This window comes from Parcubacteria group bacterium, assembly GCA_016181765.1.
Lineage (GTDB): Bacteria > Patescibacteriota > Patescibacteriia > UBA2169 > UBA2169 > CG10-46-32.
Window position 1 is genome coordinate 48508 of record JACOYR010000001.1, and the last position, 24185, is coordinate 72692.

The 24185-nt window shown below is 54.3% G+C and carries 33 protein-coding genes; 6 read left to right on the top strand and 27 right to left on the bottom strand.

Annotation, left to right across the window (positions count from 1 at the left end; all coding sequences use genetic code 11):
• Nucleotides 1-19: 19 nt before the first annotated feature.
• The 4 genes from HYT31_00235 to HYT31_00250 form a co-directional block, all read right to left on the bottom strand.
• Entirely contained in the window at nucleotides 20-667 is a 648-nt protein-coding gene (locus tag HYT31_00235; GenBank protein MBI2050215.1) for a peptidylprolyl isomerase, read from the bottom strand.
• Nucleotides 668-673: 6 nt separating this feature from the next.
• Entirely contained in the window at nucleotides 674-1144 is a 471-nt protein-coding gene (locus HYT31_00240) for a Gmad2 immunoglobulin-like domain-containing protein (protein MBI2050216.1), read from the bottom strand.
• A gap of 149 nt (nucleotides 1145-1293) precedes the next feature.
• A complete protein-coding gene (locus HYT31_00245; protein ID MBI2050217.1) occupies nucleotides 1294-1581 on the bottom strand; it encodes an STAS-like domain-containing protein in 288 nt (95 codons plus the stop codon).
• A 3-nt stretch (nucleotides 1582-1584) separates the two neighbouring features.
• The gene (locus HYT31_00250) at nucleotides 1585-2553 is read right to left on the bottom strand and encodes a sensor histidine kinase (protein MBI2050218.1); all 969 of its coding nucleotides are present in this window, start codon (nucleotides 2551-2553) and stop codon (nucleotides 1585-1587) included.
• A 305-nt stretch (nucleotides 2554-2858) separates the two neighbouring features.
• On the opposite strand from HYT31_00250, the gene HYT31_00255 reads away from it, so the two are divergent.
• Nucleotides 2859-3287 carry a hypothetical protein gene (locus HYT31_00255; protein ID MBI2050219.1) on the top strand — a complete coding sequence of 143 codons (429 nt, stop codon included), beginning with the start codon at nucleotides 2859-2861 and terminating at the stop codon, nucleotides 3285-3287.
• Nucleotides 3288-3423: 136 nt separating this feature from the next.
• Here the strand turns inward: HYT31_00255 and HYT31_00260 are convergent, their stop codons facing one another.
• A complete protein-coding gene (locus HYT31_00260) occupies nucleotides 3424-4383 on the bottom strand; it encodes a DUF4340 domain-containing protein (GenBank protein MBI2050220.1) in 960 nt (319 codons plus the stop codon).
• 296 nt (nucleotides 4384-4679) lie between these two features.
• Here HYT31_00260 and HYT31_00265 point away from each other — a divergent pair, with 296 nt between their 5' ends.
• Nucleotides 4680-5150 (top strand): hypothetical protein, encoded by a 471-nt coding sequence (locus HYT31_00265; GenBank protein MBI2050221.1) that lies wholly within the window; start codon nucleotides 4680-4682, stop codon nucleotides 5148-5150.
• Nucleotides 5151-5214: 64 nt separating this feature from the next.
• Here the strand turns inward: HYT31_00265 and HYT31_00270 are convergent, their stop codons facing one another.
• From HYT31_00270 to HYT31_00300, 7 genes are read right to left on the bottom strand one after another with little or no spacing between them, the layout of a single operon-like run.
• Complete coding sequence (locus tag HYT31_00270) at nucleotides 5215-6831, bottom strand: GldG family protein (GenBank protein ID MBI2050222.1); 1617 nt, start codon at nucleotides 6829-6831, stop codon at nucleotides 5215-5217.
• Between the two features lie 4 nt (nucleotides 6832-6835).
• A complete protein-coding gene (locus tag HYT31_00275) occupies nucleotides 6836-7579 on the bottom strand; it encodes an ABC transporter permease subunit (protein ID MBI2050223.1) in 744 nt (247 codons plus the stop codon).
• On the bottom strand, nucleotides 7576-8499 hold the full coding sequence (locus HYT31_00280) for an ATP-binding cassette domain-containing protein (protein ID MBI2050224.1): 924 nt from the start codon (nucleotides 8497-8499) through the stop codon (nucleotides 7576-7578). Before HYT31_00280 ends, HYT31_00275 begins: the two co-directional genes overlap by 4 nt.
• 58 nt (nucleotides 8500-8557) lie before the next feature.
• Entirely contained in the window at nucleotides 8558-8797 is a 240-nt protein-coding gene (locus HYT31_00285; protein MBI2050225.1) for a hypothetical protein, read from the bottom strand.
• Nucleotides 8798-8829: 32 nt separating this feature from the next.
• Nucleotides 8830-9825, bottom strand: a complete 996-nt coding sequence (locus HYT31_00290; protein MBI2050226.1) for an NAD(P)H-dependent glycerol-3-phosphate dehydrogenase — start codon at nucleotides 9823-9825, stop codon at nucleotides 8830-8832.
• Entirely contained in the window at nucleotides 9798-10475 is a 678-nt protein-coding gene (locus HYT31_00295; GenBank protein ID MBI2050227.1) for a glycerophosphodiester phosphodiesterase, read from the bottom strand. The genes HYT31_00290 and HYT31_00295 overlap by 28 nt, the downstream gene beginning before the upstream one ends.
• 1 nt (nucleotide 10476) lies before the next feature.
• Nucleotides 10477-11886, bottom strand: coding sequence for an MBL fold metallo-hydrolase (locus HYT31_00300; protein MBI2050228.1), 1410 nt, complete (start codon nucleotides 11884-11886; stop codon nucleotides 10477-10479).
• Between the two features lie 41 nt (nucleotides 11887-11927).
• On the opposite strand from HYT31_00300, the gene HYT31_00305 reads away from it, so the two are divergent.
• The gene (locus HYT31_00305; protein ID MBI2050229.1) at nucleotides 11928-12584 is read left to right on the top strand and encodes an SdpI family protein; all 657 of its coding nucleotides are present in this window, start codon (nucleotides 11928-11930) and stop codon (nucleotides 12582-12584) included.
• Between the two features lie 62 nt (nucleotides 12585-12646).
• On the opposite strand, the gene HYT31_00310 is transcribed toward HYT31_00305, so the two are convergent.
• Genes HYT31_00310 through HYT31_00320 form a run of 3 tightly spaced genes read right to left on the bottom strand, consistent with a single transcriptional unit; the run spans nucleotide 12647 to nucleotide 14444 of the window.
• Complete coding sequence (locus HYT31_00310; GenBank protein MBI2050230.1) at nucleotides 12647-12889, bottom strand: hypothetical protein; 243 nt, start codon at nucleotides 12887-12889, stop codon at nucleotides 12647-12649.
• A gap of 48 nt (nucleotides 12890-12937) precedes the next feature.
• Nucleotides 12938-13783, bottom strand: coding sequence for a hypothetical protein (locus tag HYT31_00315; protein ID MBI2050231.1), 846 nt, complete (start codon nucleotides 13781-13783; stop codon nucleotides 12938-12940).
• A 4-nt stretch (nucleotides 13784-13787) separates the two neighbouring features.
• Nucleotides 13788-14444 carry a sigma-70 family RNA polymerase sigma factor gene (locus HYT31_00320; protein ID MBI2050232.1) on the bottom strand — a complete coding sequence of 219 codons (657 nt, stop codon included), beginning with the start codon at nucleotides 14442-14444 and terminating at the stop codon, nucleotides 13788-13790.
• A gap of 197 nt (nucleotides 14445-14641) precedes the next feature.
• Between HYT31_00320 and HYT31_00325 the strand changes: the two genes are divergently transcribed.
• On the top strand, nucleotides 14642-14866 hold the full coding sequence (locus tag HYT31_00325) for a hypothetical protein (protein MBI2050233.1): 225 nt from the start codon (nucleotides 14642-14644) through the stop codon (nucleotides 14864-14866).
• A 259-nt stretch (nucleotides 14867-15125) separates the two neighbouring features.
• Here the strand turns inward: HYT31_00325 and HYT31_00330 are convergent, their stop codons facing one another.
• The 7 genes from HYT31_00330 to HYT31_00360 all read right to left on the bottom strand — a co-directional run bounded on the left by HYT31_00330 (nucleotide 15126) and on the right by HYT31_00360 (nucleotide 19004).
• On the bottom strand, nucleotides 15126-15425 hold the full coding sequence (locus HYT31_00330; protein ID MBI2050234.1) for an antitoxin: 300 nt from the start codon (nucleotides 15423-15425) through the stop codon (nucleotides 15126-15128).
• 3 nt (nucleotides 15426-15428) lie between these two features.
• Nucleotides 15429-15707 (bottom strand): BrnT family toxin, encoded by a 279-nt coding sequence (locus HYT31_00335; protein MBI2050235.1) that lies wholly within the window; start codon nucleotides 15705-15707, stop codon nucleotides 15429-15431.
• A gap of 234 nt (nucleotides 15708-15941) precedes the next feature.
• Nucleotides 15942-16985, bottom strand: a complete 1044-nt coding sequence (locus HYT31_00340) for a hypothetical protein (GenBank protein MBI2050236.1) — start codon at nucleotides 16983-16985, stop codon at nucleotides 15942-15944.
• 230 nt (nucleotides 16986-17215) lie between these two features.
• Nucleotides 17216-17677, bottom strand: a complete 462-nt coding sequence (locus HYT31_00345) for a hypothetical protein (protein MBI2050237.1) — start codon at nucleotides 17675-17677, stop codon at nucleotides 17216-17218.
• A 232-nt stretch (nucleotides 17678-17909) separates the two neighbouring features.
• A complete protein-coding gene (locus HYT31_00350; GenBank protein MBI2050238.1) occupies nucleotides 17910-18560 on the bottom strand; it encodes a hypothetical protein in 651 nt (216 codons plus the stop codon).
• Nucleotides 18529-18813: a hypothetical protein gene (locus HYT31_00355; GenBank protein ID MBI2050239.1), complete on the bottom strand. Its 285-nt coding sequence runs from the start codon at nucleotides 18811-18813 to the stop codon at nucleotides 18529-18531. The genes HYT31_00350 and HYT31_00355 overlap by 32 nt, the downstream gene beginning before the upstream one ends.
• Nucleotides 18810-19004 carry a hypothetical protein gene (locus HYT31_00360; protein MBI2050240.1) on the bottom strand — a complete coding sequence of 65 codons (195 nt, stop codon included), beginning with the start codon at nucleotides 19002-19004 and terminating at the stop codon, nucleotides 18810-18812. Before HYT31_00360 ends, HYT31_00355 begins: the two co-directional genes overlap by 4 nt.
• A gap of 339 nt (nucleotides 19005-19343) precedes the next feature.
• On the opposite strand from HYT31_00360, the gene HYT31_00365 reads away from it, so the two are divergent.
• Nucleotides 19344-20048 (top strand): tetratricopeptide repeat protein, encoded by a 705-nt coding sequence (locus HYT31_00365; GenBank protein MBI2050241.1) that lies wholly within the window; start codon nucleotides 19344-19346, stop codon nucleotides 20046-20048.
• Between the two features lie 151 nt (nucleotides 20049-20199).
• Nucleotides 20200-20652, top strand: coding sequence for a hypothetical protein (locus HYT31_00370; protein ID MBI2050242.1), 453 nt, complete (start codon nucleotides 20200-20202; stop codon nucleotides 20650-20652).
• 252 nt (nucleotides 20653-20904) lie between these two features.
• On the opposite strand, the gene HYT31_00375 is transcribed toward HYT31_00370, so the two are convergent.
• From HYT31_00375 to HYT31_00395, 5 genes are all read right to left on the bottom strand, one after another.
• Complete coding sequence (locus HYT31_00375; GenBank protein MBI2050243.1) at nucleotides 20905-21246, bottom strand: hypothetical protein; 342 nt, start codon at nucleotides 21244-21246, stop codon at nucleotides 20905-20907.
• Nucleotides 21243-22397 carry a replication-associated recombination protein A gene (locus HYT31_00380; protein ID MBI2050244.1) on the bottom strand — a complete coding sequence of 385 codons (1155 nt, stop codon included), beginning with the start codon at nucleotides 22395-22397 and terminating at the stop codon, nucleotides 21243-21245. Before HYT31_00380 ends, HYT31_00375 begins: the two co-directional genes overlap by 4 nt.
• A gap of 140 nt (nucleotides 22398-22537) precedes the next feature.
• Nucleotides 22538-22966, bottom strand: a complete 429-nt coding sequence (locus tag HYT31_00385; protein MBI2050245.1) for a hypothetical protein — start codon at nucleotides 22964-22966, stop codon at nucleotides 22538-22540.
• Nucleotides 22967-23022: 56 nt separating this feature from the next.
• A complete protein-coding gene (locus HYT31_00390; GenBank protein MBI2050246.1) occupies nucleotides 23023-23220 on the bottom strand; it encodes a hypothetical protein in 198 nt (65 codons plus the stop codon).
• An 83-nt stretch (nucleotides 23221-23303) separates the two neighbouring features.
• A complete protein-coding gene (locus HYT31_00395; GenBank protein MBI2050247.1) occupies nucleotides 23304-24110 on the bottom strand; it encodes a prohibitin family protein in 807 nt (268 codons plus the stop codon).
• Nucleotides 24111-24185 lie beyond the last annotated feature (75 nt).

Genomic DNA, 24185 nt, shown 5'->3' on the forward strand with positions numbered 1-24185 from the left:
TAGTATACTATATTTTGGATTATTGGGCAACAACGTCTTCTATGACCACAGGCTTGTTGGGCCGGTCGCGCGGATCGCGGGAAACCTTGGAAATCGCATCCACCACATCCATGCCGCTTGTGACCTGGCCGAACACCGCGTGCTTGGATGAAAGCGGCTCTTTGTCGTAATCCAGGAACGTGTTGTCAGCAATGTTGATGAAGAACTGGGAGCCCCCGGTTCCGGGTCCCGCATTTGCCATGGAAATGGCGCCCCGCACGTTGGATGAGCCCTGGTAAAACTCGTCTTCTATGAAGTAGCCCGGGCCTCCGGTGCCGTCATTTGCCGGATCATCATCTTTTGACAAAGGGTCTCCGCCTTGGATCATGAAATCCGGAATCACGCGGTGGAACGCGACCCCATCATAGAAATCTTCTTTGGCGAGCTTGAGGAAATTGCCTGCGGTGATCGGGGCCTTGTCCATAAACAGTTCAATCGCAATGTCGCCCATGCTCGTCTTGAGGGTCGCGATTGGGTTTGCGGAAGGGGTTTCGGGCGCGCTTGATTCTGGGGCCATGGTTTCTTCTCCTTGGGGCTCATTAAATACTGATGCTTGGTCCTTTTGGCCGCACGACACCCCGAGGAGTGCAACTGCGAACACGAGCGGGAACAATTTTGCTTTTTGCATACGCGCTTAAAACTTAATTGGTATTGAAACAAGGTCCTGCTCCGAGCCGTCAAACGGGCTCTTGGAAAAGGCTTCCAGTACGCCTGAATCAGCGGCAACGTTTTCAAACAGCAGAAGCTCGCCGAACGAACCAAACCCGTCTTCCCCTGCCGCGGCCGCGGTTGCCTGCTTTTCGGCAATCACGGTTCCGCTTGCATCTTTAAGGCGCAAGTGGAGCGCGGGTGCGGAGGCCTTGGCAGAGCCTTTAACGAGCATGGGGCTTGTTATTGTTGCGTCCGGCCGGGGCTGGGTGACTCGCACGTTCCCGGAATCTGAAATAACAGGCTCGCCTTCTTCGGCTTGCGGAACATCGGCAATTATTTCCTGGCTTGAGTCCTCCTGCGGCCGACTCACCTCGGGCTCATTCGGCGCCTGCTTGTACGCGAGGCCGAGCATGGCAGCGAGCAGTATGATGGTGATGAAAATGTATTTTGCCATGGGTTGATAATATCATCCGCCTTTTTAGCCGTCAAACGTATCTGAACTTATGCAATGAACGCGGTGCGCAAGATGCACGTCTCCTATGTGCAAACTCCCGCAGAAACAACGCCTCTCGGAACTTCCACTGAAAATTCTAAAACTGCCGACTAGCTTTCCTGCATGTAGTCAACGACTATAGCTATAATTTTTTGCACCGTCTCGCTGCATGATTTAAATTGAATTCTATCTAAAACGTCATTTCCATACTTCCGCATCAAGTCGCTAATCAGCGCATGAATAAAAGACTGGGTCGCAGAATCAACGCCTTCAAAATTCAAAACAATGCTTTCTCCTTTTTCCAACGCGGGTATCAGCTGCGCAACCCTTATATTCCTGGCTAAATCCTTGTCTTCGGCAAACGAGCCGGTTTTGTCGAATAATGTAATGGTTCTCATAGGTTATATAAATTTAGGCTTTCTGTAACGCGCTGTTTTTCTCTCTCTAATAGCCTCGCGGTATGTTTGCGAGATTAAATCCAAAAGCAGCGAAAACTCGCTCGTGGTCGCCAAAGAAATATCTATGCCAACCACCGTGCCCTCCCAATTGGGAAGATGAACCTCGCTCGAATGACGGTCGCGCAACGGGTCAGCATACAATTTAATCTTCTTAATCTTCGACGATTGTCTCTTTAACAGTTTGTACATTGCCGTGCCGCTGTAAATCACGAAAAAATCCCGATTTACGTTAGCAATTGATTTGATAAAGAATAATCCAGCTCCGGCATTTTGTTCTGTCCCGCCTTCTTTTCTCGTCGTACCAGTAATGCCAGGAGTTAACGCAAGGCGTATTGCGTCAAGATCATCTTTTGGATTATACGCATTATTAATAGTCTTCCAGATGCCGACCCCGGTATCGGCTATTCCGATTCGGATAGTATTGCTCTTTTGAAAATATTGCGCCGCAACAAGAGCACCGTACTGTGACAAAGAGTGCTCAAGCACATTACGCACCAACTCGCTGATAATATACCGTATAGGTTCCGCATGTTTTGGACTAAGGTGCAAAAGAGGCGTCATCTCGGTGATAAATTTTTTCAATTCCTCGCTGGTGTTAATTTGAGTTAAAGGTATGAATCGTCCGGCTGGTTCATGTTTTTTTATTACCATGTCCGACTGAACACCTAAAAATTTAAAAAGCCCCATGCGTTCCAAGTAGTGTTTTGACCGCGCAGTAAATTTTTCACACGTAATATATGAGGGGTCTAACTCAAGGCCAAGTGCCGCAACCATTGCCAAAACAACTGGATGAATGGATATCCAATTCGGATTCGCGGTAATCTCAAGCTTCCCCTTGTTTGATGGGTCAAAACTCTTAAAAAAAGAATCAATATTACCCAAAAAAGCGCTATTTGGCAAATGTATCTTCATAAACTCAAATTATGTTCATTTATCCAATATTTTACCGGGATTTTTGATAAAAGTCAATATACCCAAATTCCCGGTAAAAATAAGGGGTTTCTGTATTTACCAACCACAGAATGAACGGTGCCACTTGTAATCTGTTGACAGAACACGAACGTTGTGATAAAGGTACCTTTGTAATCCGCACCTGGACAACCAATCACCCCACCCTTTGCCGCAAGGAGGGCACTGTGGTCAAAACCGCGATCAGACCGTTTCCCACGTGGCGCACTCATGGCGCTCACGATCCGCTGACCCGGAAGGAGGAGAGTATGTTCCGTGTTGAAAGCGCAACCTCGTACGACGGTGTGGTCCGCTTTCTTCGGGAAGAGGATGGACCTGCCGCGCTGTTGGCGAGCGAGCTCGCAATGTTCCTGGAAGAGCGCCTCGGAATGCCGGTGGAGATGGTGTACAACACAGGTTTCCATGGGAACGCACCGAGCGCTATGTGCCATATCACGTTTCCGAGAGTCGGCCACGGAATAGCTCGGTTCCTGGTGTTTAAGAACGTTGACTACAAAAGGACGCCGGATGAGTGGCTTCCAGACACAACCAACGCGCAGTTCTTTCGGCACATGCTCAAAGAGGCTGCGTGTTCCATCCAGCAGATGGCCCTGCCCCAGCTCCAGCGCCAGTTGGAGGGATGGACCGCGCGGGTGAGTGAAATCCTCGCGGAAACCGAACAGGCGGTTCCGGCCTGACCGCTCCTTGGGGCGCAACAACCCCGAACCGAAGCCTCGTGCGCTCCCCGCGCCCGAGGCTTCTTTTTTTGTCCGCAATGCGCACACGTTTGCAAAGAACCCCACCTTAGTCCTCCCCTTGGTAAGGGGAGGAAACCTAAAAGTCGCCGATTTCCTTTTTGAAGATTTCCTCAATGGTGAACGAATCAAGGGTCCACACGAGTTTTGAATTCTCGCGGCTGATGTAGTATTCCTCGCTCGGCGCGGGCAGCTTGTCCCCCACGTACAGCGCGTCTTTTTCCCCGGTTTCAAACCCAAGCTCAATGCGGATAGTTTGCGCCTTGTCCGCCGAAGAAGAGGAGCTGCCGGTAATGCCGGCTTGCTCTTTGGTGACATCTTCTTTGATATCAGCCGCAAATAAATCTGCCAATGACGCGAGCACAGGCCCGATCACCGCATCGGACGAATCTTTTGAAAACGGCGTTACCTGCTTCCAGCCGTCCCCGGTTTTGATCAACGAAATCTCCACCTCATTATAGCGCCAGTCAATGGACGTAACTTTGAGCGGGTCAAATATCCACACGCGCTTGTCGCGCCAGTCCGTGCGGTTGAACACGGGCCGGATGTTTTGCGCCGCCAGATAGACGTTGTCCGAATCGGCGCGGCGGACGTATGTGCTCAAAAAACCCGGGCCCTCTTTGCCGATAATGGCGTCTATAACCTGGGTATCCCCTTCCCACGCCTGAATCTTGACGCCCACATCATCCACCTGCAGTTCCTCGCGCTTTTCCGGATTGCGGCTCGCGAGCTCCCCGCGGGGCAGGTCAGCAAATATCTTGAGCAGGTCCGCGATGTACTCCGGATTCACGCGGTACGCGCCCTTGTTCGCGACCACCCATTCATCATCCCGCTTTTCCAGAACATTCTCATATAATCCGTTGACCCCGAGGATGCGGATTTTATCCAGGGCATCCGCGTCCACGCGGAAAAATGTGGCATCAGAACGCGCATTTTTGTTGCCGGCCATGCCTTGATATATACCCAAGCCGACAAGAAGCACGGCGAGCACGCCGAGGAGGAAAAAAATATTTTTGAACTTGGAGATTAGCAAAGTCATATTTTAATACGAGACGGCGTCCGTTTGAGCAATCGTTAGTATTTATATATTAACATAGGATTTGGCATGGGACAAAATAAGGAGAAATTTTGGCTAATTTAAGCTAAAAATAATAGTTTTTCATTGACAAAATATATTAGATATGTTAATATGTAGGCATACAAAAAGTTCTTTTTATCCTCTTCTGACTACTGTTTTATAGGTTAAATGCCTATAGACCAGTAGTCAGAAAAAAGTCATAATGGGTTGGCTAAATGGCCGACCTAGGCAACTCACTTCATTTTTGGAGGTGAACCATGGGGTTTTTTGAGGCAGTAGGAATGTTGTTGGGAGCCTTGGCGGGGTTCCTGGGGTTGAGTTTCTGGGGCGCCTTCACCAAGCGTCCCACCACTCTATTCTTCAGCCTCCTGATCATCGGGGTGCTGATCCCGATGATGACCGGGACCGTCGGCGACGGCAACTCGCCATGGATGGTCATCGCAGAGGTCATCATTTTCGGTGCCATCGGTGTCGGCATATTTGGTTCAATCATGTCGACGGGGGCCAAGGCCCGATTCCTGATGGGAGCGTCGATGATCATCACCTCAGCCTCATGCTTTTGGGGGTTCTCTGGGATGCTCCCCTCTGTCCCCCTGCAGCACCCTTACCTCCATCAGGTTATGGAGGGCCTGATCTGGGTCATCGCAACCCCGATCGGGCTGATGGGACTCTCAGAACTCATCTGCGATCATCCCTTCGGAGTCAAGGGAGCCAGGATCGCTCACTGACGACAAGGAAGTCGTCATGCACTTTTGAGGAGGGTATCACACGGATGTGGTACCCTCGCTTTTTTTATATCTCCACCCTTGCCTTGCGCCTGCGGGCCGCGCGGAGAAGACCGTAGCACGCGAACAGAATCGGCATGCCAGCGATGTTGAGCCACTTGATCTGGGATCTGCGCTGGTCCGAGAGCTGCTTAAGCGGCCGGTCCGTGACGCCCTTGGAGCGGATCTCAATGAGGCTTGCATCGCTCGTAAGCGCGTCCACCAGGTTTGCGAAAAACACGGCATTCGCCTCCCACCGGCTGACGTTGATATCAAGCGGAAAATCCGCATCCCCGATCACAATGAGCCGGCCTTCCGCAGTTTCGGATTTGAACTGCACACGCTCGGCTGCGGCCGGCGGCTCGGAGCCCTCTCCATCGCCATCAATACTAACCCGGCCCGGAATGTCGTCAGCCGTAAACATGCTCTTGAAATACCCGGAGAGCATGGTTCCCACGACAAATGACCGCTGGTCCTCGGGCGCGGGAGCCTGTATCAGGCGCGGGTTCAACTGCCAGTTGCTGTCCTGGGCCCAGGCGCCTGCGGTGGTGCGCACCAAATCCGTGCGCACGGTGCGCTCATCAAGTTTTTCCTCAATGACGTCAATGCTTGATGCCCAAGTCAGCACCAGGGACTCCAGTTGGTTCACTATGTTTGAATCCGGGTTAAACCCTCCCTTTTGGATCTTGACCCACAAGGGGTACGGCGCATAGAACTGGGTCTGGTCCGTGCGGAACGGCGCGAGCTCATGGGAAACATCCAGCACCAAATCCTTGTTCAGGCGGATGCCGTGGCTCGCCAAAAATTCTCCGAGCGAGCCCTCGCGCTTTTGGGCGGTGAGGGTGTTAAAGTCCACGTCCGCGCCTTCGGCAAGGATTAGCAGATCGCCGCCCCGCATCAAGAACTGGTCAAGCACGTAGAGGTCCCTGCGGTTGAGGCTTGTAGGCCCCGGAACCACCAGCGTCGCGATGCGCTCCGGAATGAGCTCAACGTTCTGCAGGGTAATGTCTTCCACGCGGTACTGCTGTTCCAGCATCCCGCGCACGCGCGCGAGCGCTGTCCCGGGCTGTGCTCCCTTGTCCGCCACAAAAGCAACCGTGGGGAGCTCCTGTTGGGCCACCCGCGTGATGGCCGCGGCCAGATCATACTCCAACGTGGATGCGTCCTGCACAATAGGGATAATCTCCTGGTTATCCCCGTAAAAGGCGGCAAGCCCCAAATACCCGTTCGTAACCTGGAACGCATCTTTCTGCACCACGTTGAACTGCAGGGTCGGGATGCCGACGCCCTGCGCCTCCCGCGCGAGCTCGTCGCTTGAGCCCGGGTCAAGGTACGTAACTTTGACATTGCCGGAGCTTGAGTTTTCAAATTCGGACAAGATGCCGCGCACGTCCTGGTTGCGCACCAGCAAGTACCCGGGCAGCTGACTCGTAAAGTAGGCTTTGACGTTCACCACGTCATCCATGCTCGCCAAGATATCTTTCGTAGTGCGCGAGATGCTGTAGTCTTTGTTCTCGGTCGCGTCCCATCGCGCAAAAATTTTGAGCGACACCAGGTTCAGCACCACTGCCACTGCCGCAACCAAACCAATGGCGAGCAGGGCGCTTGCGCGGTTCACTTGTTTTTTGGAGTTGAAAAGCGCCATAGGATTACCGCCAGTTGCGCGAGCTAATGGCCTGGACGTTGAGGTACACGGAAAGGCCGGTGAATGAGAGGTAGTAGATGACGTCCCGCGTGTCCACCACCCCGCGCGAGAGCGTATCAAAGTGGGAGGCTGTGGAGAGGAACTGCAGCACCGCGGCCACGGGGCCGGACACGAACCCGAGCACCTGGTTGGAACCCATGATAAAGAGTACAAACATCACGGACAAGCTCACCAGGAACGCCACAATCTGGTTGCGCGTGAATGATGACGCCAAGAGCCCGAGCGAGAGGTACGCACTACCGAGGAGGAGCGCGCCCAGGTACCCGGTGACAACCACCCCGGTATCAATGTCCCCGAGCCAGCCAATGGTTGCGGGAAGGGTGAAAGAAAAGGCGAGCACCAAGGCGAGGAACGCAAAGCTGGACAAAAATTTTGCAAGCACCACCTCAAAGTCGCGGATGGGCAAGGTGAGCAGAAACTCCACGGTGTTGCTCTTTTTCTCCTCGGCCCAGCTGCGCATGGTAATGGCCGGCGCGAGGAGGAGGAACACCCAGGGCAGGAGCCCGAACCACTGCCGCATGACTGCCTGGTCCGTAAGGAAAAAACTCTGGAAAAACAGCCAGTTGGTGGCCACCAAAAACACGGCCGCGAAAATATAGGCAATGGGACTTCCGAGGTAGCTCGCAAATTCCCGCCTGAAAATAGGGGTGATGTTTGAGATGCTTGAGGTGATGGCTGTTAGTTTCATACCGTCAATCTCCTGAACACGTCCTCCAAGTTCTCGTGCTTCTTGTACATTTCCAGCAGGGTCCACTTGTTGGACACGGCTGACTTAAAAATCAACTCCCTGCCGTCCCCTTCCGTAATCTCAACCCCGAACGCGTAGATGTCCCTGCCCTCGCCCGCATATTCTCTGATGGCGCCCACGGTGCGGTACTCGGAAAGCATCTGCCGCACCAGGCCGCGGTCGCCCTTGAACTTGATGTAAATGACCTCGCGGTTAGAGCCGAGGGTGAGCTCATCCGCCGTGCCCTGGGCAACGATTTTCCCATTGTTGATGATGACCACGCGCGAGCATGTCGCCGTAACCTCCGGCAGGATGTGGGTTGAGAGGATGACGGTCTTCTCTTTTCCGATCTGCTTGATGAGATCGCGGATCTCAACGATCTGGTTCGGGTCCAATCCGCTCGTGGGCTCATCCAGGATGAGGATGTCCGGGTTGTGCATCATGGCCTGCGCCAAGCCCGCGCGCTGGCGGTACCCCTTGGAAAGCGCGTCAATGGATTTTGAGTACACGCTCCCCAAGCCGCACACGTCAACCATGCGCCGGATGGCGGTACCTCGCTTGGCTTTGGGAATCCTGCGGGCGGCTGCCACAAACGCCAGATACTCGTGCACGCGCATGTCCGTGTACAGAGGATTGGTTTCGGGCAGATACCCGATGCGGCTGCGGATTTCAAACGAGCTGTCCACCACGTCCAACCCGTCCACCATGGCAGTGCCGGACGTGGGCGCAATAAAGCCGGTGATGATCTTTAAGGTCGTGGACTTTCCGGCTCCGTTCGGGCCCAAAAAACCCAGGACTTCCCCGGTCCGCACCTCAAAGTTCACGTTATCCAAGGCGCGGGTAGGGCCGTAGGTTTTGGTGAGATTTTGTATCTGGATCATACTGAAAAAACGACATCTTTTGGGATGTCATTATAGCATACCTTGCCCGGCAATCAAGCTACCCGAACAGGTCAAAAAACAGGTCAAACTTTTTGGCGAACCGCCGGATTTTGTAGGCCGCCGCAATGGAGCCCAAACCCATGAGGATGAACGCGAACGCGAAAAACAGGATCAGGAGCTGTGGGTACATCACAATGAGGAGCCCCAGGAAAACCATGACCCCGCCCTGCACCACCAACTGCCACGCCAATGCGTGCGTGGAGTGCTTTGCTTCTTTTATGAAATGGATTCGTTCCATGCGATTATTATACCATATAACTCGTCTTTTTCCTACAAACTCTGCATCAGCTCGCGGAACACCTTGTCCGCTTTTTTGCGCTCAACCACGATATCGTTCAATGCCGCGAGTATGGGCAGTTTGAGCCGCTCTTTTGCCGCAATCTGGTGCAGGCTCTCAATGGCAGAGAGGCCTTCCACGGTTTCCCCAACTTTTGAGAGGGCCGCGGTTATGGTCTTGCCTTTCCCGATGAGCTCGCCGAAGGCCCGGTTGCGGCTCTCCGGGGACAGGCATGTTGCCAGGGCATCCCCGAATCCGGCAAGGCCGTACACCGTCTCCTCGGATCCGCCCATCTTCCAGATGAGGCGCGAGAGCTCGCGGAACCCCTCGGTAAGGATCCACGCGTACGTGTTGTACCCGTACCCCATGCCCGCCATGATGCCGGATGCCACGGCGAGCGCGTTTTTGGCAACCCCGGAAAGCGCGACCCCGGCCATGTCCCGCGTTTCCACAACCTTAAACCAATCATTGGAAAACGCGTCCAACGCGCGCCGCGAATACTCATTGGAGCGCTCCGAGGCGAGCGTTGCGGCCGTGGGCTTTTTGAGGGCGATTTCCCGCGCAAACGTGGGGCCGGACAAAAGCATGGTCTGGTGCCGAAACGCGCTTCCCAGCTCTTCCAAAATGATCTCGGGCATGGTTTTGAAACTCTTGGGTTCAAGACCCTTGGCAACACAGACAATCACGCAGTTGCGCGCAATCGCGTCCTTGATGCGCCCGGCAACTTCCCGCACCGCGCTTGATGCCACGGCCACCACAACCATGTCCCGGCTCGCCACGGCTCTCGCGATGTTGGCTTCGGCTTTGATGGCGTTCTCAAGCCCAAGCTCGGAAAGGGAGCGCGGGTTCTTGTGGAACCGGTTGATGCCATCGCAAACGTCCCGCTCTATGTCCCAAAGCGTAACTTTGTACCTGTTTTCGGCAAGCACGGTCGCGAGGGCCGTGCCCATGGCGCCTGCGCCTAAAATTGTTGCGGAAGCTTGAGGCATTGTACTGCGGTTACTACTTCATCCGTAAATATATCACTGATGCCCGCGTTTTGGAAGTACCGGATGCCGTCCTCGCGGTTCAAGACCCCGCCATACACCTTAAACCCCTGGTTTTGGAACCGCTCCTTGAGCGCCGCGAGGCGGCGCAAGGGAACCATCCGGCGGAAGAGCGGCTCGCTGCCGGGTATGCCGTCCAGCCACCCGATGTACACGGCATGGCTTGGGCGGGGCTTTCTGACATAGGACCACGCCGGGAGCGAGAGAATTTGGTCCACTTTGAGTTTTGGAAAATCCGCTTGCGCCCTGATAGCGGTTTTAAGGTTGTACGCGAACCCGATGAGGTGCACGCGCTCCCAGACATCCAGGCTGCTGATGCGGCGGGCAACATGCGCCAAAAGCTCTGCTGATGAGTCTTTGAGCTCCAAAAAAAACGGCGCAGGTTCTTTGTGCGCGATGTACGCAAACAGATCATCCAGGGTGATGAGGCCCTGTGAACTTTTGGCCGGGTCGTGCGAAACAACGGCCTGCCCATCGCCCGCAATGCGGACATCGGTTTCTATGGCATCCGCTCCCGCGCTAAAAGCCGCGTCAAATGCCGCGAACGTGTTTTCCGGATGCTCTTTTGCGTATCCCCGGTGGCTGATAATCATACTATAGTTCAACACTGTTTCCCCGCCTGGGTGAGGCAACCGAAACAGGCGGCAGTGTGCGGTTGACCAGATCAGTAAACGTAGCCATGGCCCGCGCTTCCCCGTGCACCAGAAACAGTTTTGAGAGGCCGCGCACGGACGCGATGTACTCCAGGAGCTCGGCTTGGTCCGCGTGCGCGGACAGGGCGTGCGCGGTTTCCACGCGCGCTTTTACGTCATACGTCCGGTTAAAAATGCGCACCGGCGAAACCCCGTCCTGGATGCGCCTGCCCAGCGTGTTCTCGGCTTGGTATCCGGTGATGAGGATGGCGTTGTTGGGATGAGTGATGCTGTTCTTGAGGTGATGGAGCACGCGTCCCGCCTCCATCATGCCGCTTGCCGATATGACCATCAGGGGGCCGCCCATTTCGTTGAGGCGCTTTGACTCTTCCGTGGTTACGGCATAGGATAAGCCCTCAAACATCAGGGGCACATCTTTTTCCGGATCAAAATCTTTCCAGGTTTGGTTATCAAACACATTGCGGTGCTTCTTAAATATCTCAGTGACGCGGGCCGCCAAGGGGCTGTCCAAATACACCGGAATCCGGGGAAACCCCTTGATGTGGAACATCTGGTGCAGGAGGTAGATGAGTTCCTGGGTGCGGCCTAAAGCGAACGCGGGCACAATGATTTTTGATTGGCGCTTGATGGCGCGCTCTATGAGTTCGGCTACGATTTTCTCGGTTTTAGCCTGCGGCTCGTGCACGCGGTCCCCGTACGTCGCTTCCGATAAAAGGATGTCCACGTTCTCCCGGATGGGGTCGGGATCGCGCAAGATGGGCGCGTTCTTCCGGCCCAAATCCCCGGTAAAGGCGAGCGTCTTGGTACGGCCAGACTCTTTGATTTCTATCACCGCAACCGCAGACCCCAGGATGTGGCCCGCATCATACATTTTGAACCTGACTGAATCGGATAATGATGTCCAGCCCCCGCCGAGATGGACGTACTCTGCGGGTTTGAATTGCCGCATGGTTGCCGCGACATCGTCCTGCGTGTACAGCGGCTCAATGGGGTTCTGATTTTTCTGCAAGTGGCGATTCAAGTACTCGGTGTCCGACTCCTGGATGTGCGCCGCATCAAGCAGCATGGCTTCGGCCACGTCTATGGTCGCGGGTGTTGCGTAAATCGGACCGTCAAAACCCTGCTTCACGAGGAGCGGGAGCAGGCCGCAGTGGTCCAGGTGCGCGTGCGAGAGGATGGCCGCGCCTATTGACGAAGCAACCATGGGAAAAGTGCGGTTCAGCCTCTCGGCCTCGGAACGGTGGCCCTGGTGGAACCCGCAGTCAAGTAAGAGCCGAAAACCGCCTTCAGTTTCTATGAGGTGTTTGGATCCGGTGACGTTTTGCGCTGCCCCGTGGAACGTAATTCGCATATGCGTGTAGTGTACCAAGTTTAGTGCTATACTGAAAGCATATGAAGCTACCCTACAAAATCAATCCAAAATTGGAGGCGCTGACCCTCCTCGTGCTCCTTGGGGCGTCTGTTGCGGCATTCTACTTCTATACGAACTTCCCGCCGGAAGTGGCAACGCACTGGAACTTCCAGGGAGAGGCGGACGGATTTTCGGGCCGCGCGTTTGCCGCGTTCTTTTTCCCGGCGCTCGCGTGGGCCATCTATCTGCTCATCACGTTCCTGCCGCTCATTGACCCGAAGCGCGACCGGTACAAAGAGTTCTCGGGCGCGTACAATGCCATGCGCTTGCTGGTGGTTGTGGTGCTTACGGTGCTGTATGCGACTGCCTCGGCAAACGGCATCGGGTACAACATTCCAGTGGGCACGGTTACGCCCATATTAGTCGGAATTATGTTTGTGGCGTTGGGAACACTCATGCCCCGCATCAAGCGCAACTGGTTTTTTGGCATCCGCACGCCCTGGACCCTTTCCTCGGAAACCGTGTGGGCCGAAACCCACCGCGTGGGCGCCGTGCTCTTTGCGCTCGCGGGCGCGGCCTTTATCATCATCCCGTTTCTGCCTAACACTTTTGCGCTGCCGCTCTTTATCGCGGTGCTGGTACTGCTCCTGGTGAACACGGTTGGCTACTCCTGGTGGGTGTGGCGGAAACTGCAGTAGGCGCGGTCGCGCGCCAAGAACGCCGCCGCGTCCGCCTGGCTGTGGGGGAGTATGCTGTATGCTTATTCAAACTCCGGCAAGGGAATTCCTTTTTCGCGCAAACGATTAACAATGTCGGCGCGCTCTTTGCGTTCTGATTCGCTCAACTGGGTTTGCCTGCTGGTTTCACCAAGCGCAACCAAACGCTCTGCGTCTTTCTGGTCCGCGCCAAGGATCTGTAAAAGCCTGATAGTTTCTATGGTACCCAGGTTGTGCAAGTACTGGGCAGTCAATTCGTGGGGCTCGCCTTCCATATTCTCCATCATACCAAAAAGCGGCCCTGGGGGAAAGGCCGCTCTCTGGGGGGTTGGTACCTATTCAACCTTCTTCTCAAACAATTTCCACTGTCCGCCGCGGTGCATGCCTGCCGCGCCGCCCGGGCCTCCAGGGAACGGGCCTTCGCCTTCCACGAACTTCATCACCGGCTCATCCGCCACGTTCACGCCGAGCGTTACCTGCTGGCCTTCCGCGTTGGTGTAGCGCAGGAATTTGGCGGGCTGCATCTCTTCCATATCAGCCTCGTGCTCCTCTATCTTGGCTTGAATTTCCTCGGGAAGGTTCTCAAGGTCCTCGGCGGAATGACGCATCATCTTAAACCCGAACGCGCGCCCGGCCTTGCCCATAAATCCGGGGATGGGCATCTCGTCCGCACTCACCACTTCAAGGTCCGAAGCTGCCTGCGCCTCGGCCAGCGAATCCGCAAGGGATGCTTTCATCTGCGCGTGCATGGCCTCGCGCTCTTCATCCGAAATCTCCATCATGCCGCGGAACAAGCCCGCCTCGCCGGGCTCCCTAAAGTGCACGCGGTCAGCGAACTTAACCTCTAAATCAGCTTTTTCCTCGTCCGTGAGGTTGATGAAGCGCGCAAACATGCGCTTTACGGAATCCTGGGCCTGGGCCTGCGCAACTTCGGAAGCGCTGGGGCCCAAAACGCCGGCAGCCACGACCAGGCCGAACACGCCGAGCGTGGCTGCGAGGGTGCTCTTTTTGCCTAATGACATAGTGTGTACCGTATCATTAATAATGTGGCCAAACGAACGCACGCTGGAGCGGTGTTCATGCGCGGTAAGCAACGCCACCTTGAGGCGGCGCTTATGGCTTTCCATGCGCGCGACTTGCGGTTTCGCAAGGTTTTCAAATGGATGGTTCTCCGTGTGCATACGTTTAGCTCTCTTTGGGCGCGGGACTAATCGCGCCTTCTGCATCTACAACGCGGCCGTCCTCTTTTGGTTGCGCGACAGCGCCCGCCGATGAGGCGGGCATCTTCTTGTGAAGCAGGGCGGTACCGCGGGACAATAATGACTTGACGGTTCCCTCCCGCTTTCCCAAAATTGACGCAATCTCTGATATCTTTTTATCTTCAAAATACCGGAGTGATAATACTTCCTGGTATTTTTCCGGAAGTTTGCGCAGGGCCGCGTGCGCGAGCTTCCACGATTGCGCGCGCTCCAGCTCCTCTTCCTGCTCCATCAATTCCCGCGCCAGATCGCGCTCATCGGCAAGCTCAATGCCGGATTTTTCAAGCAGGGCCTCCAGCGAGTAGTGGCGCTTTTTGGCGGCGCGGAAATACTGGTTGATTTCGTTGGTCGCGATCCGGTAGAGCCAGGATGAAATTGAGATGCCGCGCCACTTGAATTGCCACAGCCTGTCCAAGGCTTTGAAAAACGTTTCAGACGCGATGTCCTGGGCCGCATGCACGTTGCCCGTGCGCTTTAAGATGTATCCGAAAATGGGCTCATAGTACTCGTCAAAAACCGCCCCGAACGCTTGGGGGTCTTTTTGCGCTTGTGTGATGAGTTGCTTTTCTTGTTGCTTGTCCATACAGTTCCCCCTCCTTTCATAAGGAGGGGGCTAGGGGGTGGTGAGAGGGTCAGTCAATCAAAAATCCGCGTCTAGTATACTATAACGCGGGGGTGGCGGAAAGGTTGCATTGCGCTTTTGTGATTTTTCTGGTATAACGGAGTGGCCCAACTATTTCGGAATTTCCACCCTCCGAGCCGCAGGAGGCGGCAGACGAGATGACGAAAGAAGCGCTCTTTACTGGTTTGTTCCTGGGGGGACCCGCAATCGTGTTCACGGTCTATGTGTTGATCGCGAATCCGAGCATTGATCGCGCGGTCGTGGGACTCGTGCTGTGCATGGTTTGGGCGGTTGCCTGGAACGCCACGCTCCTGTCCCCAGGGCCGTTTTCACTGCCGCCGCAACCGCACATGAGGAATACGTCGGAACAGACGTCAGAGTAGCGCCCGCAAGCGCGTAACAACAACGCGCGCGTTCCACGACCCCCCGCAGGCTCAACTAGCTGCGGGGGGTATTTATTTTGCAAAAAAGACCACTTAAAAATACGGCAAAATACGGCTCAACCCCCTCCAAAGCCCTGGGAGCCTTGCGGCTCATTTACACCATTTGAGCCGCACCTGCGGCTCACGATGCACGGAGATGAGCCACAACCCAGAGAACCAACTCGTCGCGGCGGCAGCTGGGGCGCCGCTCTCTTCGGCGTTATGCCAACTCTTTCATCTTGCCGGTTGAGTACTGGTGCAGAACGGACGACACCAGTGTCTGGTAGGGCAAACCCTTCTCCTGCGCCCGCACTTTCAGCGCGTGTAAATCCCGCTCCGAGATGCGGATGTTGATGTTGCGCTTCTTGATCAGCGTTGCGCGCGCGGCGGCCACGAGCTTCTGCTTTTCTTCTTCAAGATTGGGCACGCTCTTAAACTCGCCTCTGTTATAGGCGTCCAGAAGTTCCTTCTCTTCCCTATCTAATGATTCGTAATATTTTTCCTCTAGATCCTGTGGCATAGATTATCTCTTAGTGATATACTTTTTTGTCGCCTTTCGGCTTGGTATGATGGTTTTTAAAAAAATTTTCTCATCATCTTCCACATACGGAACAAGGTACGCGTATCCGCCAACTTCCACGACGAACATTTTCTGGTTGGGATACTTTTTCTGATTCAGGTGCCGAATAATGTCCAGCACCCGTTCGTTTTTATTTAGTAGCGGAACCATGTCATCAAAACAGACTCCATGCCGAATTCTTAATTGCGAATTTTTGTCTTTGTTCCACTGGTAATCCTTCATGTACACATAATATGACAATGTCTATATTTTGTCAATACTCCTTTTCCACAACAAAAACGCACCACTGCGCGCCTCCGTGTACCCCCATCGGCTCAAATGGTGTACATGAGCCGACTTTTAGTCTGGTGGTGAGGCGACCTGGTGGGCGATAAAAGAAAACCGCCCCATCTCGCGCGTGGCAAGACAGGGCGGGTGTGCGGCGCACTAAAAACAGACAGTGCGCGAACTATGGAGCTACCGACCCTCCTCCTGGGAGAGCACCTCAAGACGCTCCTCTGCATCAAGCTTGGCCTGGAGCGCCTTGTCCTGTTCGCGGAGGAGCGCCATCTGCGCTTCGGTCCGCTGGCGATACAGGTACACGATTGCGGCCTTGGAACCGGCCAGCGCGGCCTCTTCCATGGACCGGGGCACACCACGCTCTTTGCGCAACCCATTCTCGGTCAGCCGGGGAATATCCGACAGCTCCGTGCCCAGCGCCAGCTGTTCCAGCTTCAGGAAACAGGCCGTGTCAAACTCCCAGCTCTGACCAAGGAGAAGTATGATCTCGTCGAGGCTGTCCAGGATCTCAATGAACCGATCCCGGCGCGCGAACAAGAGCATCTGCATGCGGGAGTCGCGCTCCAAGATATGGCGCATGCCCGGCAGATGCGGGGCAAGTCCATGACCCCGGTACTGTTCAAACTTCCAGCCGACCTCGCACAGGTCCATGAGAAACGCGCGGACGATTCTGGGGTAGAACCCGCGCTCCGGGTGACGGTGCGGGTAGTTCCGAATCCCGCCCCCCTCGCGGCGGAAAAACCAGAGCACCTTCCGAAACACCTCGGGCACGAAGATGTGCTCCACCCAGGCCCATGAAGGTATGGTGGGGTGCGTTTCGTGGCTCCGGAGCCGCTCGCGCGCGAACACCTCAAACGCGTCCCGAGCGATCCGCTGGCGGATTTCCGGCCAGCTCCGGCGTTCGCCAAGAAAGAACGGCCGGGAGTCCGAATGCCAGCCCAAACCGCGCTCACCTGCCCTGTTGAAGCTCCCCGTGTCGTTGTGGCCGTCAGCCACTTCCATATACAGGCAGTCGCGCTCCACCTCTTCTTCCGCGCCCGCAACCTGCATGGTGTAGCCGCCAAGAATCAGATCACGCTTCCTGCCTGCCTCTGTGGCCGCGCCAAACTCCTGCTTCCACTCGCGCCACAAAGTCATGCTGCTGGTGACTGAAAGGAGCGGATGGTGTCCCTCTTCTCGGGCTGGTGCCGCATCTTCGTTCGTAGGTGCGTGCGTAGCCATGATGGCCTCCACAAAAAAATGAACTGCATTTTACGCCGATTGACGCTCGGCGAAACGTACCCCTAACCTACGCCCGAAACCGCATTTTGTCAATCCAAAAACCGCCCCAACGCACCCCAAAATACCCACCTCATCGGCGCCCGCCTGCCGGCGAGGCAGGGACAGGCGGCTCAACCCCTCCAAAGCCCCGGGGGCCTTGCGGCTCACGATGCCCGGAGATGAGCCACAGCCTAGGAAACCGGCTCGTACCGGGCATGGCTGGCAGCGCCCACCCGCTTGAGCCGCCCGGCGCGGACCAGCTCCGAGAGGTAGCGGGTGGCCGTGGCATCCGAGACGCGGAGCAATTTTTGCACGCCATCATTGGTGATGCTCCCCTCTGCGCGGGCGCGGGCCGCGATTTTCTCCAGCTTTGCCCGCTTGCGGAACTGGATTCTCTCCCGTGCCCGCGACAACAGCCCCCGCACTCCGCTTTCCGTGCCTGCCAGAGAGGCGGCAGGAGCTGGGGATGATGAAGTAACTGGGACCAAAGGCGGGGTTGATGGTTCAGGCGCGGCTAGCTCGGGTAGGGGTGATGGTGTGGGTACGTCCGCCGGAGAAACGGATTCGGACTGAACCACGGGTTCCACCGGCGGCACGGACGCGGCTGGCTCAACCGAGGGTTCAGGTGTAATTGCGGGAGTTTCTTGTTGCATTGATTGGATGATAGGGCAAAAAGGTACCTTTAGGCTTTCCTTATGATGTCAGTATAGCATATCAACATTTGTACCGAGATTACTCTCTTAGGACTTACGCGTTTGACAGAAATAGTCGTCATTCTGGAGGCTTTGTACTCAAAGCCGATAGAATCTCCGTGAAAAACGCATAGATTCTATCGCTCAAGAGTACTTTCGCTCCAGAATGACGTCAAACGCGTAAGTCCTATCTCTAACAAATTTGCACATTCCCATCGCCTAGGCACACTTGGTGCTTCAGATCCCATAATAAGTATCTAATGTAGTGAGTTTCTTCAGGCGATGATTCGCTACTCAAAAGCTTGTGTATATTTCGTGCAAAAAACTTCTTTGAATTTCTACTGGCTTGAGCGCTTGAATTTCCCTTGAGTAAGGAGATAGCCACTTGGTTTGAGGGCTCAAGGAAAAGTTCGGCCACTGTATCTTGATGGGGGCGTGAAATCTGATGCTCATCGTACCAAAAAATAAAATCCGCATCGTACCCTATATACGAAAAAGTGCCGGACTTTACGCTTTTAGGTCCTAACTCAACTGCTGATTGACACGATAAAGCGTATACAACCCTAGATTCAAAAATATCCTCATTAACACCCGCCCGAACTAGAATCTTATCATCTTGTCCGGTGACATGACCTGGACCACCATGACCATTTATAAAAACAAATGAGGGCTTGAGCTTCTTGACTCTGCTTTCAAATTCTTTTTTATTTGCTTTCTCGCCATGGAGATCAAATAGCCTAAATCCTTTTGCATTGATAATTTTTATTACCTTGCCAGCCCATGCAGATAAATACCGAGTTGGAATATCATGATTAGGCCTCGTCACTAAGCACGCTATACTCATACAGTTCGCCAGTTTTTAATGACTGCAAAAAATTCATATCAATTTCAATCATTTTTTTGCCTATCTCGTCTCCATCGCTCACATGCTGGATTAAATCATCTCTGCTAAAAGACCCCTCGCCGCCAATCGACATACTAAAACCAACAGGCATCGCACCGAGACGCGCCTTAACCAATTCTCGAACATCCTCATCACGCTCTTCCTGTTCCGTCTGTCCGCTCTGTTGTGCATTTTGTGTTTGTGTCGTACTCATATAATTTGAAGTTCGACGAGTTTGTTAAAAATTTTTTTACCAAGCTCGGTATCATTACTGATCTCAACATAAGCAACATTCCATGTTATGGGAATGCGCCTGTCATTCTCTCGCTCAACCGTCAAGACAATATCATCCCGAATATTAATGGGAAGGTTTGCGTAAACTTTCAAAAATCTTGCCTTGTCCATAGATCTCTAATTTCTTTTATTATACCACATTCTCAACATTCACGCCAACACCGTACCACTCCAATCTTGGAAGGTCAAATCATTTATGTATCCCTTCCTCTTTCATCATACCACCTAAATACTTTCTATCCTATACACGCCACTCGGCGAGGCAAGCACCAAGGCCAGCGTGCCCGCCGATGAGGTGGATGCCGAGTTTACCCGCCGGAGAGAGGCGGGCTTACCTTGATCCTCGCGAGAGGCGAGGCTGATTTGACAACTATTGACTTTTTTATTAAAATATGCTATCATTATATTCACAAAAACCAACCATAATGCACCTACACAAGGAGAAAGACAGTGAGCACCAAATCGCTCCAGAAGTTGTACGACGAGGGATTCTTCAAGCCCGGACACTCGGAAGCAGTAGATGAGTGCATCACAAACATCGTCTTGCTCAACACCGACCAAGTGTTCCGCACGGGAGTGCCGCGCAGGATCCCCCGCCCAGCACTCCCCGCAGAAGAATTCACGTTTCACTGGTCTCGCTTCGTGGGCGCGGTTACGGCCAACTTCCCGAACATTGAGCCGTACAACCTGACGGCCATCACCACGCTCATGGTCGCGGAGAAGCGCCACCAGGAAGAACTGTTTCTCTGCCAGCTCATCGAGGCGCTCTGCCCCAGCTGCGAGTCGATGTGCTTCCTCGGACACGCCTACTGGCACCTCGAGGATCGCTACCTCGCGCTGCAGTGCTACCAGGAAGCGCACCGCCGCAGTGAGCGCTTCTGCAAGGAGCGCAAACTCGGGCCCGACAACCCCAACTGGCTGGACGCGGGGGATTACCTCCGCTACGCCGCCGAGTGCCAGCTCGCGCTGGACATGCCCGGCGACGCCCTCACGTCGCTCGTGCGCTGCGTACAGATCTTCAAAGCAGCAGGCAAGTACGGCACCTTCAAGCGCGAGGATCTGACCAGGATCCACCGGTCCGTGATGGAAGCCGCCGGATGGAATGCCGTCGGCGATCTGTGGGAAGTTCCCACAGAAGCACCTACTGGCGCGTAGAATCACTCAGCGCGCCACCCCCGATCCCCCGCACGCTATCGCTAGGTGCGGGGGTTTTTATACAAAAACACCCCGCCGCCGGTCCGCCGCCTGCTCGCCGAGGAGGCGGGGAGAGGCGGGTTAATCTGGTCCATGATATAATAAAGTGCGTATGCACATAGAAATAGACCAATCCGGAAAAATTGAGCACACCAGCAAAACCACGGTTATCGCCTACGCAAACGGCAGTTCAAGAAGCTTGCAGATAAGCGCGAGCGAAAAACAAAAACTCATACGAACGATGAAAACAAACAGGCATCCCAAGACCACATACGTGTACACCATATTTGCAACGCTCATATTTATGCTTCTGCGCGACATGCGCGCAAGCGATTCCACAAGCGTCACCATCGACAGGGAATACCCGGGCAAAGAACCAACTATCAAAAACTTCCTGCTGCAGCTCTACCGGAAAGCCCATAAAAAATCTCCGGCCATACGGTTTGACACTATCGGGAAGAAGAGTATGGCGCACAAAGCCGCGCTTGCGGTGTTCCAAAATAAAAAGCGCCCTGACATCATAGTCACGGCCCAAGACGCCTTACAGACGCTGTACGAGAGATAAAAAGGTTGGAGATCCCGGTCCAGCCGGGATAATCCTTAGCTAAGAACGCCGATTATGAACGTTGGTCACTAAGGCATCCAACCGTTGGTGGCAGTATACCACGCCTCCCGGAAAAGTCAAGCCCACGAATTGAGATGTCATTTCAGTAGTGGTGCGTTAAAAATTCAATAGAGACAAAGCATAAACCACGCTCATCATCTCATCCTACGCTCTTGAGTACAAGAGCTTCGGACGACAGGCGGCAGAAGACTCTCATCCTGAAATCTTTTCAATCGTAGAAGGCACAATATATATATCCCAATCCGACATACCGATCACATCAACAATTTCATACCTGATTTTTACCGGCAATCCAACTTTCTTGAATTCATTCGGCAATTCATAAATAGCCGACGTATCTGAAAAAGAAAGACGTTCTTTTTTTACCGGAATACCAAGAAAGGTGCGGCTGGTTTCAATCCCCCACCAACCACCATCTTGATCTATATACTGAATCGTTCCAACGCGCGTCTTAGTCTGCATCGGGTCTATCACCCAAAATGCCCCATACATTATCAATCCAACTATTGCAATAACCAAAATCTTTTTTATCATAGATACTTCTTATTTTTCAACTCCTCCGGCAGAAAGCTCTCATCAGTATACTTCTCATACCCATTGCCATAACCCAGCTCCTTCATCAACCCTGTCGGCGCATTGCGGATATTGAGGGGAACCGGGAGGTTGCCGTGCTGTTTCACATCCGCTTGAGCGGCGCGCAGGGCATCATAGCTGGAGCGGTCCTTTTTGCATTGGCACAAATACGCCACTCCATGGGCGAGGTTAATGGCGCACTCCGGGTAGCCGATGGTTTCGCAGCTGCGGAACACGGCGTTGGCGACGACGAGAGCCGTGGGCGCGGCCAGGCCAATGTCCTCGCTCGCGAATATCACCATCCGGCGGGCAATAAAGAGCGGGTCCTCCCCCGCGTCCACCATGCGCGCCAAATAGTAGATGGCGGCGTCCGGCTGGCTCGCGCGCATGCTTTTGATGAACGCGCTGATGACGTTGTAATGCTCCTCCCCTTTTTTGTCGTAACGCAAATGTTTTGATTGGAGCGCCTGTTTGAGGTTTGCGACGGTGATATCCTTGTACAGGGTTGCGGTTGCCTCCAGCATGGAGATGGCGGCGCGGGCGTCTCCGTTTGCCATGGCAATGAGCCAGTCCTTGGCATCCTGGTCCACAGAACCTCCCCTAGCCCCTCCTTGGTAAGGAGGGGAATTTAGGATGCGGTTGATGATGGAGAGCATATCATCTTTTGTGAGCTCGTTGAGGACGAACACGCGGCAGCGTGAGAGGAGCGGGCTGATGACCTCAAAGCTCGGGTTTTCCGTGGTCGCGCCAATGAGCGTAAGCTCCCCGGTTTCAACGTAGGGCAGGAGAAAATCCTGTTGGGCCTTGTTGAAGCGGTGAATTTCGTCAAGAAACAATACTTTTGATTTTTCAGTTTCATGGCTGATGATGTGCTTGATGTCTGCTTTGCCCGCGGACACGGCAGACAGCTCAAACAGCTCCGCATCCAGGGCGCGGGCATAGATTTTGGCGAGCGTGGTTTTGCCTACACCCGGCGGGCCCCAGAGGATGAATGAAAAGAGGTGCTTTTCCTGGATGGCAACGCGCAAAGGCTTGTCCGGGCCCACAAGATGCTCTTGGCCCATGAATTCATCCAAAGACTTGGGGCGGATTTTTGAGGCAAGGGGTTCCATAGTAGAGCGTCACCCCGAGCGAAGTCGAGGGGTCTAGTCATTTTACTCCTATCATAAAATAAGGCAAAAAAAGCAGGCAGCACCCGTGGAGGCGCTGCCTAGAGATTCACTGCCCACAAAACCCCGAACTCCCTGGCTGCCTATGTCAGCGCTCCGGCCGTGATGAGATGATTGGACAGGACCGTGGCAAGGTCAGTTAGGCGCACGCGCTGCATCATCGCCTCAAGCAGTGGGCCGGACGGATGCGGCACAGGATGCTCGCTGTACGGGCAACAGGTGTTGCCCAGATAACGCAGGTACAAACGCACCACCTCGGGCCGGTCCCGGCCAATACCCGGGTGGCTGCGGTGCGTCTTGATGTGGTATGCAATCAGGTCCCGCTCGCGCAAGCCGTGCGCCTGCAGGAGGTAGTAGAGCGCGTCATAGACAGTCTGTTCGCACATCGGATGAACTGTGCAACTCAACACGGAAAACGCGATCGCCCTGCCCGAGATCATGAGCAGGACTTGTCCGCGCTCCCTGCTTTCAGGAGCTTCTGCGGACTGGTACGAAAATATGTAAAGGTACACGTCGCCCTCCTATGGTGAAGGAACGTGGTAATGCGCTTTCTTTTATATTATTGATGCTACTTGGAGAGCCGCAAGCCGTTCAGCCCCACGTACCAGCCGACGATGACGGCAATCCAGCTGAAAAACAAGGGCACGTCCCAGTTGTTCAGGCCGAGCTCCCAAGCGTTTACGCTCCGCACAAAGTGCAGGGTTCCTCCCAAAAATAGGATGATGCCCGCGACCAAATTGAAATTCTTTTGTTTCATTTCACGCATAGGTTTTATTTTTGATTTATCAACACCCCCAAGTATAGCATATGCGCAAACTGAATAAAAGCCTGGTTGACAAAACCCGTTTGCTACTGGTTCAGCCCGAAAAACGGATTTACATTACCCCAGTACTGCGGGGCTTTGCCGTCCCACTTCTCTATCCACCGCAGCTGTATGACCCCCGGATTGGTGCGCAAAGCCTGGGCCTCTATCTGGATGGCCTGGGCCTTTGCCTCGGCCTGGGTGATCTGCTGCTGCTTTTCAATAACAATGCGCTCCAAGTCCCGCTCGGCCTTGAGCTTCAGCTGTTCTGCCGTCACCTTCTGCTCAATGGCTTCGTTGAACGCCTTGGAAAAATCAAAATCAATGATGTTGAACTCATCCACAATGATGGACCGCTCAAGCAGGCGCTCCGCGAGGTTTGACTTGACCTCTTCTTTGACCTGCTCGCGCTTGGTGATAAGCTCTTCTGCCGTAAACTTGGCCGTGGTCGCCTTCACGGCTTCTTGGATTGCCGGGGCGATGATGCGGATATTGTAGTCGTGCCCCACGTCCTGCCAGATGCGGTTCACGCTCTCGGGCGCGAGGTGGAAGTTGAGCGCGATTTTTGAGGTGACCACCTGCAGATCTTTTGATGCGGCTGATGCGGGCACCTCATCTTTTTGGATCTTGACGTCCACTTTCACCACGTGCTGGATGAACGGAATTTTGAAATACAGCCCTTCCCCGAATACTCTGTCCTGCACAGCCCCGAACTGCAATAAGACGCCGCGCTCCCCTGCGCCCACGGTTCCGAAGCTTGAGAAAAGCAGGATGATGATGATCACGGCGTACAGGCCGCGCCTGCCGAATTTCCTCCCCTGGAAGCTCCGAAAGGTCTCTTGAACCTGGTCCATATGATTTATGTTACTATTCTGTCTTGAACCTACTCCTTATAGGACAAAAAAACAAGGAGCTGGCCCGACGGACCA

What these genes read in the sequence shown, in the direction of transcription:
- HYT31_00250 (MBI2050218.1), bottom strand. Translation starts at nt 2,553, where the DNA reads ATGAAGATACATTTGCCAAATAGCGCTTTTTTGGGTAATATTGATTCT.
- HYT31_00325 (MBI2050233.1), top strand. Translation starts at nt 14,642, where the DNA reads ATGACGAAAGAAGCGCTCTTTACTGGTTTGTTCCTGGGGGGACCCGCA.
- HYT31_00340 (MBI2050236.1), bottom strand. Translation starts at nt 16,985, where the DNA reads ATGGCTACGCACGCACCTACGAACGAAGATGCGGCACCAGCCCGAGAA.
- HYT31_00370 (MBI2050242.1), top strand. Translation starts at nt 20,200, where the DNA reads ATGCACATAGAAATAGACCAATCCGGAAAAATTGAGCACACCAGCAAA.
- HYT31_00270 (MBI2050222.1), bottom strand. Translation starts at nt 6,831, where the DNA reads ATGGCGCTTTTCAACTCCAAAAAACAAGTGAACCGCGCAAGCGCCCTG.
- HYT31_00320 (MBI2050232.1), bottom strand. Translation starts at nt 14,444, where the DNA reads ATGGACAAGCAACAAGAAAAGCAACTCATCACACAAGCGCAAAAAGAC.
- HYT31_00390 (MBI2050246.1), bottom strand. Translation starts at nt 23,220, where the DNA reads ATGCGTGAAATGAAACAAAAGAATTTCAATTTGGTCGCGGGCATCATC.
- HYT31_00255 (MBI2050219.1), top strand. Translation starts at nt 2,859, where the DNA reads ATGTTCCGTGTTGAAAGCGCAACCTCGTACGACGGTGTGGTCCGCTTT.
- HYT31_00345 (MBI2050237.1), bottom strand. Translation starts at nt 17,677, where the DNA reads ATGCAACAAGAAACTCCCGCAATTACACCTGAACCCTCGGTTGAGCCA.
- HYT31_00260 (MBI2050220.1), bottom strand. Translation starts at nt 4,383, where the DNA reads ATGACTTTGCTAATCTCCAAGTTCAAAAATATTTTTTTCCTCCTCGGC.
- HYT31_00275 (MBI2050223.1), bottom strand. Translation starts at nt 7,579, where the DNA reads ATGAAACTAACAGCCATCACCTCAAGCATCTCAAACATCACCCCTATT.
- HYT31_00300 (MBI2050228.1), bottom strand. Translation starts at nt 11,886, where the DNA reads ATGCGAATTACGTTCCACGGGGCAGCGCAAAACGTCACCGGATCCAAA.
- HYT31_00290 (MBI2050226.1), bottom strand. Translation starts at nt 9,825, where the DNA reads ATGCCTCAAGCTTCCGCAACAATTTTAGGCGCAGGCGCCATGGGCACG.
- HYT31_00235 (MBI2050215.1), bottom strand. Translation starts at nt 667, where the DNA reads ATGCAAAAAGCAAAATTGTTCCCGCTCGTGTTCGCAGTTGCACTCCTC.
- HYT31_00310 (MBI2050230.1), bottom strand. Translation starts at nt 12,889, where the DNA reads ATGATGGAGAATATGGAAGGCGAGCCCCACGAATTGACTGCCCAGTAC.
- HYT31_00330 (MBI2050234.1), bottom strand. Translation starts at nt 15,425, where the DNA reads ATGCCACAGGATCTAGAGGAAAAATATTACGAATCATTAGATAGGGAA.
- HYT31_00395 (MBI2050247.1), bottom strand. Translation starts at nt 24,110, where the DNA reads ATGGACCAGGTTCAAGAGACCTTTCGGAGCTTCCAGGGGAGGAAATTC.
- HYT31_00350 (MBI2050238.1), bottom strand. Translation starts at nt 18,560, where the DNA reads ATGAGTATAGCGTGCTTAGTGACGAGGCCTAATCATGATATTCCAACT.
- HYT31_00335 (MBI2050235.1), bottom strand. Translation starts at nt 15,707, where the DNA reads ATGAAGGATTACCAGTGGAACAAAGACAAAAATTCGCAATTAAGAATT.
- HYT31_00305 (MBI2050229.1), top strand. Translation starts at nt 11,928, where the DNA reads ATGAAGCTACCCTACAAAATCAATCCAAAATTGGAGGCGCTGACCCTC.
- HYT31_00280 (MBI2050224.1), bottom strand. Translation starts at nt 8,499, where the DNA reads ATGATCCAGATACAAAATCTCACCAAAACCTACGGCCCTACCCGCGCC.
- HYT31_00380 (MBI2050244.1), bottom strand. Translation starts at nt 22,397, where the DNA reads ATGGAACCCCTTGCCTCAAAAATCCGCCCCAAGTCTTTGGATGAATTC.
- HYT31_00285 (MBI2050225.1), bottom strand. Translation starts at nt 8,797, where the DNA reads ATGGAACGAATCCATTTCATAAAAGAAGCAAAGCACTCCACGCACGCA.
- HYT31_00240 (MBI2050216.1), bottom strand. Translation starts at nt 1,144, where the DNA reads ATGGCAAAATACATTTTCATCACCATCATACTGCTCGCTGCCATGCTC.
- HYT31_00315 (MBI2050231.1), bottom strand. Translation starts at nt 13,783, where the DNA reads ATGCACACGGAGAACCATCCATTTGAAAACCTTGCGAAACCGCAAGTC.
- HYT31_00375 (MBI2050243.1), bottom strand. Translation starts at nt 21,246, where the DNA reads ATGATAAAAAAGATTTTGGTTATTGCAATAGTTGGATTGATAATGTAT.
- HYT31_00295 (MBI2050227.1), bottom strand. Translation starts at nt 10,475, where the DNA reads ATGATTATCAGCCACCGGGGATACGCAAAAGAGCATCCGGAAAACACG.
- HYT31_00355 (MBI2050239.1), bottom strand. Translation starts at nt 18,813, where the DNA reads ATGAGTACGACACAAACACAAAATGCACAACAGAGCGGACAGACGGAA.
- HYT31_00245 (MBI2050217.1), bottom strand. Translation starts at nt 1,581, where the DNA reads ATGAGAACCATTACATTATTCGACAAAACCGGCTCGTTTGCCGAAGAC.
- HYT31_00265 (MBI2050221.1), top strand. Translation starts at nt 4,680, where the DNA reads ATGGGGTTTTTTGAGGCAGTAGGAATGTTGTTGGGAGCCTTGGCGGGG.
- HYT31_00360 (MBI2050240.1), bottom strand. Translation starts at nt 19,004, where the DNA reads ATGGACAAGGCAAGATTTTTGAAAGTTTACGCAAACCTTCCCATTAAT.